This window comes from Brachybacterium sillae, assembly GCF_025028335.1.
In the GTDB taxonomy this organism is placed as follows: Bacteria; Actinomycetota; Actinomycetes; order Actinomycetales; family Dermabacteraceae; genus Brachybacterium; species Brachybacterium sillae.
This window is the reverse complement of the sequence record NZ_JAFEUW010000001.1, coordinates 73,210-87,049: the sequence shown is the minus strand read 5'-3', so window position 1 is coordinate 87,049 and position 13,840 is coordinate 73,210. Positions and strand designations below refer to the sequence as shown.

Genomic DNA, 13,840 nt, shown 5'->3' with positions numbered 1-13,840 from the left:
CCCTTCAGGGTACGTCCCCACCCCGACGATCCAGGGCCTCCGCCGCACACTCGACCACCGCGTCGAGCACCGCGTGGGCGACGGCGGTCTTCGAGCCCTCCGCGCGGGAGAGCTCCTCCCCCGTTGCGTCGAGCATGTGCACGGCGTTGCGGTCGCTGCCGAACACATCCCCGCTGACGTCGTTGACGACCAGCAGATCGGCGCCCTTGCGGCGGGCCTTCTGACGGGCGTGCTCGAGAGCCGTGGCGGCATCGTCGCCGGTCTCCGCGGCGAAACCGACGATCACCCTCGGGGACGGGGCGCCGTCGTGCCGCGCCTGCACGCTCTCGGCCAGGATGTCCGGGGTGCGGCGCAGCGGCAGTTCCGGCACTCCGCCGGAGTCGTCCTTCTTGATCTTCGCGGCGCCCCGGGTGGTCGGCGTGAAATCCGCCACGGCGGCGGCCATGATGAGCACGTCGTGCTGTCCGCGTTCCTCGGCGACTGCCGCCGCGAGGTCCTCGGCGGAGCGCACATCCCGGCGGCGGGCCCCGGAGGGTGTCTCCCGGTCCACGGTGGCGGCGAGCAGGGTCACCTGGGCCCCGCGGGCGAGGGCGGCCTCGGCGAGGGCCCACCCCTGTTTCCCGGAGGAGGCATTGGTGAGGTAGCGCACCGGGTCGAGGTCCTCTCGGGTCCCGCCGGCGCTGATGAGGACGCGCTGCCCGGCGAGGTCCTGCCGCACCCGTCCCTCGGCGTCCCGGGGGGCCTCGGCGACGGCCCGCACCCGGTCGAGGATCGACTCGGGCTCGGGCAGCCGACCGGGCCCGGAGTCCGCACCGGTGAGACGACCGACGGCGGGGTCCATCACGTGCACGCCGCGGCGCCGCAGCACCTCCACGTTCTCGCGGGTGGCGGGGTGCTCCCACATCTCGGTGTGCATGGCGGGGGCCATGATCACCGGGGCGCGGGTGACCAGCAGACCGGCGGCGAGGAGATCATCGGCGCGCCCCATCCGCACCCGGGCCAGCAGATCCGCGGTGGCGGGGGCGACCACCACCAGGTCGGCCTCCTGTCCGAGGCGCACATGGGCGACCTGGTCGACGTCCTCGAACACGGAGGTGCGCACGGGATGGTGGCTGAGGGCCTCCCAGGTGGCGGCGCCCACGAACTGCAGGGAGGCGGGGGTGGGCACCACATGCACCTGTGCCCCGGACGCGACGAGGCCGCGCACCAGGTGCGCGGCCTTGTAGGCGGCGATGCCGCCACAGACGCCGACGAGGACGCGGGCGCCGTCCAGGCCCCGCACCCGCTCAGCGTGCGAGCGGGCGGATCCGGCGGCAGCGCAAGGCAGGTCGTCGGAGGCCATGGCGGTCGCGGCGTGGAGGTGGCTCAGTAGGTGCCGAAGCCGACGTCCGGGGGCAGCGGGGCGTCGTCCCCGAGCTCCAGCGGAGCGGGGGCGGAGGCCGCCTTCTGAGCGAGCTCCTCCTCGGTGACCTCACGGGACACCAGCAGCTCCTCGTCGATCTCCCGCAGCGCGATGGAGAGGGACTTCTCCTGCGAGTCGACATCCACCAGCGGCCCGACGTTCTCGGGCAGGCCCTCGGAGAGCTGCGCGTAGTAGGCGTTGATCTGGCGGGCGCGCTTGGCCGCGTACAGCACCAGCGCGTACTTGGAGTCGACGTGCTCGAGCAGGTCGTCGATCGGCGGGTTCGTGATGCCCTCGGGCTGGGCGACGGTTCCGGACACGGAGGACCCTTTCACTGCTGGACGGGGTGCGACTGTTCAGGATACGCCCCGGGGCGGCCGGGCGGCCAGGGGCCACGGGATCGGGCGACGTGAGCTGCGGCACCGCGGCCGGGAGCGGAGTGCGGCAGAGGGCCTGGCGCCCCGGGCAGCACCGGGAGTCTCGGGTCAGGACCGCTGCCCGGCCGAGGGTATGCCCATGAGGCGCGCGAGCTCGGCGGCGGCGCGCTCCACCTCATCGTTCACCACGGTGACGTCGAACTCGGGTTCCGCGGCGAGTTCCACCTTCGCGGTCTCCAGTCGACGGGCACGCTCCTCGGCGTCCTCGGTCCCCCGGCCGACGAGGCGTTCGACGAGGGTGTCCCAATCAGGGGGCGCGAGGAACACCAACTGAGCCTCCGGCAACGCCTGCCGGATCTGCCGCGCCCCGGCGAGGTCGACCTCGAGCAGCACCGGGAGGCCCTCGGCGACAGCCCGCTGGACCGGTCCTCTGAGGGTGCCGTAGCGGTGGACCCCGTGGACGACCGCCCACTCGAGCATGTCTCCCGAGGCGACGAAGTCATCGAACTGCTCGGGGCTCACGAAGTGGTAGTGGACTCCGTCGACCTCCCCCGGGCGCGGAGGCCGGGTGGTCGCGGAGACGGACACCCAGATCTCCGGGTGGTTCCGTCGCACGGCAGCGCTGACCGTGCCCTTTCCCACCGCGGTGGGCCCGGCCAGAACCGTGACGCGGGCGGCCCGATCCCCCGGGCCGCCCGCGACGGGATGACTCACTCCGAGAAGTGCGCGACGAGCTTCTCGGCCTGGTGGGAGCCGAGGCCGCGGAGCTTGCGGGACGGGGAGATGCCGATCTCCTCCATGATCTGCTGCGCCTTCACCTTGCCCACGCCGGGAAGGGACTCCAGCAGCGCGGACACGCGCAGACGCCCGATGACCTCGTTGGTCTCGGCCTCCTTGAGCACCTTGGCGATCTCCTCGCCGCGACGGCCGGTGCTGTCTTTGAGCCGGGCCTTGATGGCCGCGCGCTCGCGGCGTGCCTCGGCCGCCTTCTTCAGCGCCTCAGCGCGCTGCTCCGGGGAAAGAGGGGGGAGGGCCACGGTGATACCTCGTGTTCTCTCGGGTGCATCGGGTGCGGTGCGGATCCCCTCGGATCCGACCTGGTGTGGTTGGGCATGAGCCTAACCCTGATCGTGCAGTGCAGAGCACATTCTCGGCAAGTCCTCGGGCAGGTCGCAGCGAACTCCCGGGGGATGCCCGATCCCACGGCGACCCGCCCGGGCCGGATCAGGCCGCCCCGGTGTACTCCGCACGCAGATCCCGGGCGGCACGGCGCAGGCCGTCGACGGACGGTCCGTGCCGCAGCAGACTGCGGGAGACGGAGACCAGCACCCGGTCACGGGCCGGCCCGAAGACGCTCGTGAGCTCGGCGGGACCGGCGCCCTGTGCCCCGAAGCCGGGAGCGAGGATCGGCCAGTGCGATCCGGCCAGATCCAGGCCGAGGTCCCGGGCGGCGGAGCCGACGGTCGCACCGATCACCAGGCCGACGGATCCGAGCTCGGCCCGTGTGCCGGCCCCTCCCCCGTTCTCACCGGGCAGGGGCAGCTCGCGGTGCTGCTGCTCGGCCCACCGGGCCATGACGGCGGCGACGGGCTCCCCCTGATCGGTGCGGGCATGCTGGATCGTCGGCCCGTCGGGGTTGGAGGTCAGCGCCAGGACGAACAGGCCCTTGCCGTGCTGCTGGACAGCATCGAGCGCCGGGTCCAGAGAGCCCGGCCCGAGGTACGGGCTGACGGTGAGCGCGTCGGCCTCCAGCGGGGCTCCCGGGACCAGGGTCGCCTCGACGTACGCGGCCATGGTGGAGCCGATGTCCCCGCGTTTCGCGTCGAGGATCGTCAGCACCCCGCGGTCACGGGCCGCCGCCAGCAGCTCCTCGAGGGCGGCGACACCGGCGCTGCCGTGGCGTTCGAAGAAGGCCGCCTGCGGCTTGATCGCCGCGACCTGCCCGGTGACCGCCTCCAGCACCGCGGCCGAGAAGTGCCGCACGCCGTCGGCGGTGTCCGGCAGCCCCCAGGTCTGCAACAGCGGCGCATGGGGGTCGATCCCGGCGACGATCGGGCCGTGCTCACCCATCGCTCGTGCCAGGCGGGCGCCGAAGGGAACAGCGGCGGTCATGCCGTCACCGCCCGGCGGCGCTCCACATGCTGCTGCAGGCTGGTCACCGCGAACGGGCCGCTGGGCAGTGCCTCGATGGCCTGCACCGCCGCGCTGAACTCCTGCAGGGTGGTGATGATCGGGACATCCACACTGGTCGCCGCAGCCCGGATGGCATACCCGTCGGCGCGGGCGTTCGACCCGGACGGCGTGTTGATCACCAGGGCGATCTCCCCACGCTCGATGAGTTCGATGACGCTGTCGCCGTCGCGGGCCTCACTGGCCTTGCGCAGCACCGTGCAGGCGATCCCGGAGCGGCGCAGCACCGACGCAGTACCCTCCGTCGCGAGGATCTCGAAACCGAGCGCCGCCAGGCGCGCCACCGGCATGACGATCCCGCGCTTGTCGCGATCGGCCACGGAGACGAACAGGCGGCCCGCTGTGGGCAGCCCCTGTCCGGCGATCGCCAGCTGCGACTTCGCGAACGCCAGCGGGAAGGTGGCATCCAGACCCATGACCTCACCGGTGGAGCGCATCTCCGGCCCCAGCAGGGAGTCCACGGCGCGCCCCAGGGTGGTGCGGAACCGCTTGAACGGCAGCACCGCCTCCTTGACGGCGATCGGGGCGTCGAGCGGCTGATCCACGCCGTCGCCCCGCGCGGGCAGCATCCCGCTCTCGCGCAGCTGCGCGATGCTCTCCCCCGCCATCACGCGGGAGGCTGCCTGCGCGAGCTGCACCCCGGTGGCCTTGGAGACGAACGGCACCGTGCGTGAGGCGCGCGGGTTGGCCTCGAGCACGTAAAGCACACCCTGGGAGAGGGCGTACTGGATGTTCAACAGGCCACGCACGCCCACGCCCTCGGCGATGGCGTGGGTGGAGCGGCGGATGCGCTCCTGCATCGCGGCCGAGAGCGACACCGGCGGCAGGGTGCAGGCGGAGTCGCCGGAGTGGATCCCGGCCTCCTCGATGTGCTCCATGATGCCGCCGACGAAGAGTTCCTCCCCGTCGTGGAGGGCGTCGACGTCGATCTCGATGGCGGTGTCGAGGAAGCGGTCGATGAGTATCGGCGCCTCGGCACGGCCCCCGGCGGGGAGGTTCCGGCCGACATAGTCGCGCAGCCCCTCGTCGTCGTAGACGATCTCCATGCCCCGACCGCCCAGCACGTAGCTGGGTCGCACCAGCACCGGGTAGCCGACGTGACGGGCCACCTCGAGGGCGTCCTGCAACGCCCAGGCGGTGCCGTACGGCGGGGCGGGGAGGTCGGCCTCCGCGAGCACCCGGCCGAAGCGGCCGCGGTCCTCCGCCAGATCGATGGCTTCGGGGCTGGTGCCGATGATCGGCAGACCGGCCTGCTCCAGCTGACGGGCGATCCGCAGCGGGGTCTGGCCGCCGAACTGGACGATCACCCCGGCGACGGGACCGGCGGCGCGCTCGGCCTCGTACACCTCGATCACGTCCTCCACCGTCAACGGCTCGAAGTACAGCCGATCGGCGACGTCGTAGTCGGTGGAGACCGTCTCCGGGTTGCAGTTGATCATCACGGTCTCGTGGTCAGCGGCCAGGGCGAAGGCCGCGTGGACACAGGAGTAGTCGAACTCGATGCCCTGCCCGATGCGGTTGGGGCCCGATCCGAGGATCAACACGGCGGGACGATCCCGCGGCTCGACCTCGGTCTCCTGGTCATAGCTGGAGTAGTGGTACGGGGTGCGGGAGGCGAACTCGGCAGCACAGGTGTCGACGGTCTTGAACACCGGCACCACGCCGAGGGCGCGCCGCACGCCGTGCACCACCGCGGCGGAGCTGCCGCGCAGCTGGCCGATCTGCGCATCCGACAGGCCGTGCCGCTTGGCGCGGCGCAGCACGGTGGCATCGAGGACCTCGGCGTCCGCGACCTCCTGGGCGATCTCCTCCACCAGCAGCAGCTGGTCCAGGAACCACGGGTCGATACCGGTGGCCTCATGCAGCCGCTCCAGGGTCTCCGTCCGGTCGACGGCCCCGGCGGCGACGGCCCGCAGGGCGCGGGAGATCGTCACCAGGCGGCCGTCGCGCGGGGTGCGGGCCTCGTCGATGAGATCGGAGACCTCGGAGGCGGTGGGCACCGGCAGCGCGTAGTCGACGGTCGCGTGGGGGACGTCCAGGGAGCGCTGGGCCTTGCCGAGCGCCTCGGTGAAGGACCGCCCCAGCGCCATGGCCTCCCCCACCGACTTCATGGTGGTGGTGAGGGTCGGATCGGCCGCCGGGAACTTCTCGAAGGCGAACCGCGGGACCTTCACCACCACGTAGTCGAGCGTCGGCTCGAAGCTCGCCGGGGTGGTGCCGGTGATGTCGTTGCGGATCTCGTCGAGGGTGTAACCGATGGCCAGACGCGCGGCGATCTTCGCGATGGGGAATCCGGTGGCCTTCGAGGCCAGCGCCGAGGAGCGGGAGACGCGCGGGTTCATCTCGATGACGACCACGCGCCCGGTCTCCGGGTGGACGGCGAACTGCACGTTGCAACCACCGGTGTCGACACCGACCTCGCGGATGATGCCGATGCCGAGGTCACGCAGGCGCTGCATCTCGACGTCGGTGAGGGTGAGGGCGGGGGCGACGGTCACCGAATCCCCGGTGTGGACGCCCACCGGGTCGACGTTCTCGATCGAGCAGACGACCACGCAGTTGTCGGCGCGGTCGCGCATCAGCTCCAGCTCGAACTCTTTCCACCCGAGGATCGACTCCTCGAGCAGGACCTCGGTGGTGGGCGAGTAGTGCAGGCCGTCCCCCGCGATGCGCCGCAGGTCCGCCTCGTCGTAGGCCATGCCGGAGCCGAGTCCGCCCATGGTGAAGCTGGGACGCACCACCATCGGGTAGCCGAGCTCCTCGGCCGCCTCGAGGCATTCATCCATGCTGTGGCAGATGCGGGAGCGGGCGGATTCGCCACCGACGCGCTCGACGACCTCCTTGAAGCGCTGCCGGTCCTCGGCCTTCTGGATGGCGTCGATGCTGGCGCCGATCATCTCCACACCGAACTCGTCGAGGATGCCGCGCTCCTCCAGGGCCAGGGCGGCGTTGAGCGCGGTCTGACCACCGAGGGTCGGCAGCACCGCATCCGGACGCTCCGCGGCGATGATCGAGCGGATGACGTCCGGGTCGATCGGCTCGACGTAGGTGGCATCGGCGATGTCGGGGTCGGTCATGATCGTCGCCGGGTTCGAGTTCACGAGGATCACCCGCAGGCCCTCCTCGCGCAGCACACGGCAGGCCTGAGTCCCGGAGTAGTCGAACTCGGCGGCCTGCCCGATGACGATCGGGCCGGAGCCGATGACGAGGACGGACCGGATGTCGTCACGGCGGGGCATCAGGACTCCTTCCGCTCGCGCACAAGGTCGACGAGCCGGTCGAACAGGTAGGAGGCGTCGTGGGGGCCGGCGGCCGCCTCCGGGTGGTACTGGACGGAGAAGGCGGGGATGTCGAGGCAGCGGATCCCCTCCACCACGTCGTCGTTGAGGCCGACGTGGGACACGACCACGCGGCCGTAGCGCCCCCCGTCGTGCGGGGCGGTGTGCTCCCCCTCGAGGGGGATGTCGACCGCGAAACCGTGGTTGTGGGCGGTGATCTCCACGCGGCCGGTGGCGCGGTCGAGCACCGGCTGGTTGATGCCGCGGTGCCCGTACTTCAGTTTGTAGGTGCCGAAGCCGAGGGCGCGGCCGAGCAGCTGGTTGCCGAAGCAGATCCCGAAGTACGGCAGGCCCGCATCCAGCACCTGACGCAGCAGCGCCACCTGCGCGTCGGCGGAGGCGGGGTCGCCGGGGCCGTTGGAGAAGAACACCGCGTCGGGCTGCAGCGCGGCGAGCTCCTCGAAGGGGGTGTCGGCGGGCAGCAGATGGACGCGCAGGCCGCGCTCCAGCATGGCGCGGGGGGTGGCGCCCTTGATGCCGAGGTCGACGGCGGCGACGGTGCCGATCACCTCGCCGTCGGGTTCGAGCGTGACGGGCTGGGCGAGGGTGACCTCGTCGACGAAGCTGGCGCCCTCCATGCCGGGGGCGCTGCGGACCTGCTCCAGCAGCTGCGCCTCGTCGTGCTCGGCCAGGGCACTGCCGGAGAAGATGCCGCCGCGCAGGGCGCCGCGCTCCCGCAGCAGGCGGGTGAGCATGCGGGTGTCGATGCCGCTGATGCCCACCACCTCGCTGCTCTCCAACAGCTCGTCGAGGGTCTGCTCGGAGCGCCAGTTGGAGGCGATGCGGCTGGCTTCCCGCACGGCGTACCCGCGCACCCACACGCGGCGGGACTCCATGTCCTCGGCGTTGGCGCCGGTGTTGCCGATGTGCGGTGCGGTCTGCACCACGATCTGCCCGGCGTACGAGGGGTCGGTGAGGGTCTCCTGGTATCCGGTCATGCCGGTGGCGAAGACGACCTCCCCCAGGCGGGCGCCGCGTGCTCCGTAGGCGTCACCGCGCAGCACGGTGCCGTCCTCGAGCACGAGCACGGCGGGGTCAGGGGCGGGGCGGGGCGTCATGCGGTCTCCTTCGGGGGGAGCGGGCGGGTGGTCGCGCCGGGGGCGGGCGCGGTGGGGACGGTGGGGTCGTGGCGATCGGAGGTGTCCACCAGCAGTGCCCGGTGGGCGGGGTCGTCCAGGCGCAGGCCGGTGTCGAGGGCGGTGTCGTCGGGGCCGTGGGTCCAGCGGATCACCAGCAGTCCGTCCCCGCCGACGACCTTCCCGGCCATGCCGGGGGCGGTGCCGACCTGCTGCACCCGATCGCCGGGGATGGTGAAGGACGGGGCGCCGGTGCGCTGCAGCCGCCAGCTGCCGTCCACGCCGCGAGTGACCACGACGGGCGAGCGGCTGCCGAGGCCGTGCGCCACGACCCTTTCGAACGGCTGACCGGCGAGGACGGTGGAGACGTACACCCCGGGGAAGGGCCCCACCGCGACCCCGCCGGCGACCTCGGTGAGGTCCTCGTCGGGTGCGGGAGGCGGCAGGAAGGCCTGCGAGCGGCCGCGGGCATGCCAGCCGAGGGCCATCAGACCCACGAGCGCGGCGAACAGGAGGATGAGGAGCAGAACGGCGTCGGTGCGGCCCATGCGGCGCTCAGCGCTCCACCAGGGCGCCGTCGCGGACGGTGGGGCGGCCCCGCAGCAGGGTCAGGCGGTTGCGCCCCGGCAGCTCGCGGCCCCGCATGGACGCGTTGCGGCTGCGGGAGGCGTGCTCGGCCGGGTTGACGACGGTGCGCGGGGCGGGATCCCACAGCAGCAGGTTCGCGACCTCCCCGGCGGCGAGGGGACGCCCCTGGTCGGGGTCGCGGGCGATCCGGGCGGGGGCCTCGGACAGCACCCGGGCGACGTCCCGCCAGGTGAGGGACCCGGTGTCGACCATGGTCTGCTGCACCACCGCGAGGGCGGTCTCCAGACCGGTCATGCCCATGGCGGCCACGTCCCATTCACGATCCTTGGCGTCGCGGGGATGCGGGGCGTGGTCGGTGGCGACGATGTCGATGGTGCCGTCGGCCAGGCCCGCGCGGACGGCGTCGACGTCGGCCTGGGTGCGCAACGGCGGGTTCACCTTGTAGGTGGCGTCGAAACCGCGCACGAGCTCGTCGGTCAGCAGCAGATGGTGCGGGGTGACCTCGGCGGTGACGTCGACCCCGCGCTGCTTGGCCCAACGCACGATCTCCACGCTGCCGGCGGTCGACAGGTGGCACACGTGGAGGCGGGAGCCGACGTGTTCGGCCAGCAGCACATCGCGCGCGACGATCGACTCCTCCGCCACGGCGGGCCATCCGGCCAGGCCCAGCTCGGCGGAGACCACGCCCTCGTGCATCTGGGCGCCCTCGGTGAGGCGCGGGTCCTGCGCGTGCTGGGCGACGACCCCGTCGAACACCTTGACGTACTCCAGCGCACGGCGCATGAGCACCGGGTCGTGAACGCACTTGCCGTCGTCACTGAACACGCGCACGGCGGCGGCGGAGTTCGCCATGGCGTCGAGCTCCGCCAGCCGCTCCCCCGCGAGTCCCACGGTGACGGCACCGATGGGGAACACCTCGCACCAGGCGGCGTCCTGGCCGCGACGGCGCACCATCTCCACGATCCCGGCGGTGTCGGCCACCGGGGAGGTGTTCGCCATGGCGTGCACGGCGGTGAAGCCTCCGCGGGCGGCGGCGCGGGTGCCGGTCTCGATGGTCTCGGCGTCCTCCCCTCCGGGCTCCCGCAGGTGGGTGTGGAGGTCGACGAGGCCGGGGAGCAGCACGGCGCCGTCGCCCTCGATCACCTCGGCGTCGGCGGGGGCCTCCAGGTCGGTCCCGAGGGCGGCGATCCTCTCGTCCCGGATGAGGACGTCGACGGTGTCCTCCCCGTAGGGGCGGACCGAACGCAGCAGCAGGGCGGTCATGCGGGCACCTCCCGGGTGTCGGCGGCGAGCAGGTGGTACAGGACGGACATGCGCACGGCCACCCCGGCGGTGACCTGCTCGACGATCACGGAGCGGGGGCCGTCGGCGACGGCGCTGGCGATCTCGAAACCGCGGTTCATGGGGCCGGGGTGCAGCACGATCGCGTGGTCGGGCAGACGCGCGGCGCGCGCCTCGGTGAGGCCGTAGCGGCGGGAGTACTCCCGCTCGGTGGGGAAGAACCCGCCGCCGATCATGCGCTCGCGCTGCACGCGCAGCATCATCACCGCATCGGGGCCGGTGGCGAGGGCCTCATCCAGGTCCAGAAGGATCCGCGCGGGCCACGAGCCGGCAGCGCCGACAGGCACCAGCGAGGGCGGCGCGACCAGGGTCACCTCGGCGCCGAGGAGAGTCAGCAGCAGGGTGTTGGACCGGGCGACGCGGGAGTGCAGCACATCGCCGACCACCACCACCCGCAGTCCGTCGAGGCCGCGGCCGAGGCCCTCCTCCTGGCCGACCAGGTGACGGCGCAGGGTGAGGGCGTCGAGCAGCGCCTGGGTGGGGTGCTCGTGGCGGCCGTCGCCGGCGTTGATGACGGGCTGGTGGATCCACCCGGCGTGGGCCAGGAGGTGGGCGGCGCCCGAGGACGACGAGCGCACCACGACGGCGTCGGCGCCCATCGCCTCCAGGGTGAGGGCGGTGTCCTTGAGGGATTCCCCCTTGGAGAGGCTGGAGCCCTTGGCACTGAAGTTCAACACATCCGCGGAGAGACGCTTCGCGGCGGTCTCGAAGCTCAGCCGGGTGCGGGTGGAGTCCTCGAGGAAGAGATTCACCACGGTGGTGCCCTGCAGGGTGGGCAGCTTGCGGATGGCCCGCGCCTGGGTGACGGCCATCTGCTCGGCGGTGTCGAGCAGAGCGACGGCCTGAGCGCGGTCGAGGTCGCGGATCGAGATGAGGTGCCTCATCGGCGGGCCTCCCGGTGGTCGTCGGCGGGGCGCTCGATGTCGACACCGTCGCTGCCGTCGGTCTCCGTCAGGCGGACGCGGACGCGCTCGGCGTGCGCGGTCGGCAGGTTCTTGCCGACATGGTCGGCGCGGATCGGAAGTTCCCGGTGACCGCGGTCCACCAGCACCGCCAGTCGGACCGCGGCGGGTCGGCCGACGGCGGAGAGCGCATCGAGGGCGGCGCGGACGGTGCGGCCGGTGGAGAGCACGTCGTCGACGAGAACCACGGTGCGGCCGTCGATGCCGGCGGCCGGGATGCGGGTGGGCTCCGGAGTGCGCGGTGCGCGGCGGCGCAGGTCGTCGCGGTACATGGTGACGTCCAGGGCGCCGCAGATCTCGGCCGCGTCACGCCCGGCGCCCTCGACGTCGACGATCACGTCGGCGATGCGGCGGGCCAGCGGTACCCCACGATGGGGGATGCCGAGCAGGACGAGGTCGGCGCTGCCGTGGGCGGACTCGATGATCTCGTGGGCGATGCGCCGCAGCGCCCGGCCCACATCGTCCGGGCCGAGCACGGTCGTCGTGGTGGACATGGTCACTCCCTTCCGCGCCTCACGGGACGCTCGTTAAAGGGTGGGGACGCCGCCAGTGTAGGCCCCGGGCGGCGCGGCGGGGTGTCTCAGCCCAGCATCCCCCGCAGGTCCGCGAGCCGCTGCAGCAGTCCGTTGACGAATCGCGGCGAATCGTCGGTGGACAGCGCCTGGGCGATCCGCACGTACTCGCCGATCACGGCGCCGGTCTCCTCCGCGGAGGCGAGGACCATCACCTCGACGGCACCGAGCCTCAGGATCGCGCGGTCCACGGCGGGCATCCGCTCCAGCGACCAGCCGCGGCTGTGCGTGGAGATCTGCTCGTCGGCCTCGGCGGCGTGCTCGGCGTACCGCTGCACCAGCTCCTGCGACCGGGGCGGCAGAGGCGTCTGGGCGGCGGTGCGGACCCGCCGCTGCTCCAGCACCTCCAGCACCGGGAGCTGCCGGGCGTCGGCCTCGAACAGGACGTCGAGGGCACGCACGCGGTCCTTGGTGCGGCTGGAGAAGCGACGGGTGTCGGCGTCCTCCGTGCGGACGAGCTCCAGATCGCCGTCCCCGTAGCCCTGCGGCAGCAGGTCGTCGGGGCGGCGGGCCGGACGCGGTTCTCGGGACGCCACCTCAGGCGCGCCCGAGGTACTCGCCGTTGCGGGTGTCGACCTTGACCTTGGTGCCCTGCTCGAGGAACAGCGGCACCTGGATCTCGCGGCCGGTCTCAAGGGTGGCGGGCTTGGTGCCGCCGGAGGAACGGTCACCCTGCAGGCCCGGCTCGGTGAAGGTGATCTCGAGGACGACGCTGGCGGGCAGCTCGACGTACAGCGGGGTGCCGTCGTGGAAGGCGACGATCACGTCCTGGCCCTCGAGCATGAAGTCCTTGGCGTCGCCGACGACGTCGCCGGAGACGTTGGTCTGCTCCCAGGTGGTGGTGTCCATGAACACGAACATGTCGCCGTCCATGTAGGAGTACTGCATGTCACGCTTGTCGACGTTCGCGGTCTCGACCTTGATGCCGGCGTTGAAGGTCTTGTCGACGGTCTTGCCGGACAGGACGTTCTTCAGCTTGGTGCGGACGAACGCCGGGCCCTTGCCGGGCTTGACGTGCTGGAACTCGACCACACTCCACAGCTGGCCCTCGAGGTTCAGCACCATTCCGTTCTTCAGGTCGTTCGTCGTCGCCATGGGTCTCCTCGGAGGATCTGGTCCCGCGGCGTCGGCGGCCGACGGGATGCTGGTCGCATGCTCTGCGCGAGGCGGCGGAGCGGGCCCGCACAGGAGCGCGCCCGGGCAGGGCCGAGGGCGCGCCAATCCAGTCTAGCGCCCGCGCCCGGGGCACCCGGTGCTCACGGGCGTCGGGAGGAGGCGGACGTGAGGTCGATCATGGCGAGCAGTCGTTCCAGCAGCGGGTGGACGGCGCTCTCCTCGCGCCACCCGGAGGTCTGCAGGGAGCGCGAGACGGTCTGCTGGGTGATGCCGAGGTGCGCGGCGAGCTGCTGCTGGGTCCACTCCGGATGGTCCCGCACAGCGCGGGCGACCCGCCACTGGCCGCGGTTGCGGGTGGCGATCATCCATCCGACCAGCCGCAGAACCGCCTGGGCGTCAGCGGCGGTGCCGGCCTGCCGGGGGTCGGCGGCCCGGATCGCGACCGGCACCTGGGAGGTGGTGGCGGCTTCATGCAGGGCGTCCCGGGCGGCCTTCGCGGCCGGGCCCTCGACCGCTCGCAGGTCCTGGGGCAGCGGCAGCGGGACCTCACCGATGCCGAGACCGACCCGCCACTGCCCCTCCTCGCGAGCGGCCCGCAGGGCGTCGAGGGCGACGCCGGCCCGGTCGGCCACCGCGATCACCTCCCGGCCGGTGGTGCGTTCCGGGCCGCCGCGCAGGCCCAGCGGCGCGAGGGTCCGCAACAGCTCGGGCACGGGGTCCTCCCCGGCGCGGGCGGTGCGGCGGGGCGGCGTGAACAGCAGCACGAACATGCCGGCACCCTAACCGACACCTCTGCGAGATCAGGGGATTTCGCGCGTAGACCGGATGACAGATTGATTCATCTGTTCTGCGGGGGTGGGCTGCCCCTCCACCGCATG

General features: G+C 72.5%; 14 protein-coding genes. All 14 read right to left on the bottom strand.

Going from position 1 to position 13,840, the window contains the following annotated elements; translation table 11 throughout:
• Positions 1 to 4: 4 nt before the first annotated feature.
• The 14 genes from coaBC to JSY14_RS00335 all read right to left on the bottom strand — a co-directional run bounded on the left by coaBC (position 5) and on the right by JSY14_RS00335 (position 13,732).
• Positions 5 to 1,342: a bifunctional phosphopantothenoylcysteine decarboxylase/phosphopantothenate--cysteine ligase CoaBC gene (coaBC, locus tag JSY14_RS00400; protein WP_259556764.1), complete on the bottom strand. Its 1,338-nt coding sequence runs from the start codon at positions 1,340 to 1,342 to the stop codon at positions 5 to 7.
• A gap of 23 nt (positions 1,343 to 1,365) precedes the next feature.
• A complete protein-coding gene (gene rpoZ / locus JSY14_RS00395) occupies positions 1,366 to 1,722 on the bottom strand; it encodes a DNA-directed RNA polymerase subunit omega (protein ID WP_259556763.1) in 357 nt (118 codons plus the stop codon).
• Positions 1,723 to 1,887: 165 nt separating this feature from the next.
• Positions 1,888 to 2,493, bottom strand: coding sequence for a guanylate kinase (gene gmk / locus JSY14_RS00390; RefSeq protein ID WP_259556762.1), 606 nt, complete (start codon positions 2,491 to 2,493; stop codon positions 1,888 to 1,890).
• On the bottom strand, positions 2,490 to 2,816 hold the full coding sequence (mihF, locus tag JSY14_RS00385; RefSeq protein ID WP_259556761.1) for an integration host factor, actinobacterial type: 327 nt from the start codon (positions 2,814 to 2,816) through the stop codon (positions 2,490 to 2,492). Before mihF ends, gmk begins: the two co-directional genes overlap by 4 nt.
• Positions 2,817 to 3,003: 187 nt before the next feature.
• Positions 3,004 to 3,891, bottom strand: coding sequence for an orotidine-5'-phosphate decarboxylase (pyrF, locus tag JSY14_RS00380; protein WP_259556760.1), 888 nt, complete (start codon positions 3,889 to 3,891; stop codon positions 3,004 to 3,006).
• Positions 3,888 to 7,208, bottom strand: a complete 3,321-nt coding sequence (gene carB / locus JSY14_RS00375; RefSeq protein WP_259556759.1) for a carbamoyl-phosphate synthase large subunit — start codon at positions 7,206 to 7,208, stop codon at positions 3,888 to 3,890. The genes pyrF and carB overlap by 4 nt, the downstream gene beginning before the upstream one ends.
• Positions 7,208 to 8,365 (bottom strand): glutamine-hydrolyzing carbamoyl-phosphate synthase small subunit, encoded by a 1,158-nt coding sequence (gene carA / locus JSY14_RS00370; protein ID WP_259556758.1) that lies wholly within the window; start codon positions 8,363 to 8,365, stop codon positions 7,208 to 7,210. The genes carB and carA overlap by 1 nt, the downstream gene beginning before the upstream one ends.
• The gene (locus tag JSY14_RS00365; protein WP_259556757.1) at positions 8,362 to 8,931 is read right to left on the bottom strand and encodes a PH-like domain-containing protein; all 570 of its coding nucleotides are present in this window, start codon (positions 8,929 to 8,931) and stop codon (positions 8,362 to 8,364) included. Before JSY14_RS00365 ends, carA begins: the two co-directional genes overlap by 4 nt.
• 7 nt (positions 8,932 to 8,938) lie before the next feature.
• Positions 8,939 to 10,234 carry a dihydroorotase gene (locus tag JSY14_RS00360; RefSeq protein WP_259556756.1) on the bottom strand — a complete coding sequence of 432 codons (1,296 nt, stop codon included), beginning with the start codon at positions 10,232 to 10,234 and terminating at the stop codon, positions 8,939 to 8,941.
• Positions 10,231 to 11,196 (bottom strand): aspartate carbamoyltransferase catalytic subunit, encoded by a 966-nt coding sequence (locus JSY14_RS00355; RefSeq protein WP_259556755.1) that lies wholly within the window; start codon positions 11,194 to 11,196, stop codon positions 10,231 to 10,233. The genes JSY14_RS00360 and JSY14_RS00355 overlap by 4 nt, the downstream gene beginning before the upstream one ends.
• Positions 11,193 to 11,768, bottom strand: coding sequence for a bifunctional pyr operon transcriptional regulator/uracil phosphoribosyltransferase PyrR (gene pyrR, locus JSY14_RS00350; protein ID WP_259556754.1), 576 nt, complete (start codon positions 11,766 to 11,768; stop codon positions 11,193 to 11,195). Before pyrR ends, JSY14_RS00355 begins: the two co-directional genes overlap by 4 nt.
• Positions 11,769 to 11,854: 86 nt before the next feature.
• Complete coding sequence (gene nusB, locus JSY14_RS00345; protein WP_259556753.1) at positions 11,855 to 12,382, bottom strand: transcription antitermination factor NusB; 528 nt, start codon at positions 12,380 to 12,382, stop codon at positions 11,855 to 11,857.
• Between the two features lies 1 nt (position 12,383).
• A complete protein-coding gene (gene efp / locus JSY14_RS00340; RefSeq protein WP_259556752.1) occupies positions 12,384 to 12,941 on the bottom strand; it encodes an elongation factor P in 558 nt (185 codons plus the stop codon).
• A 161-nt stretch (positions 12,942 to 13,102) separates the two neighbouring features.
• Positions 13,103 to 13,732 (bottom strand): MarR family transcriptional regulator, encoded by a 630-nt coding sequence (locus JSY14_RS00335; protein ID WP_259556751.1) that lies wholly within the window; start codon positions 13,730 to 13,732, stop codon positions 13,103 to 13,105.
• Between the last annotated feature and the right edge of the window lie 108 nt (positions 13,733 to 13,840).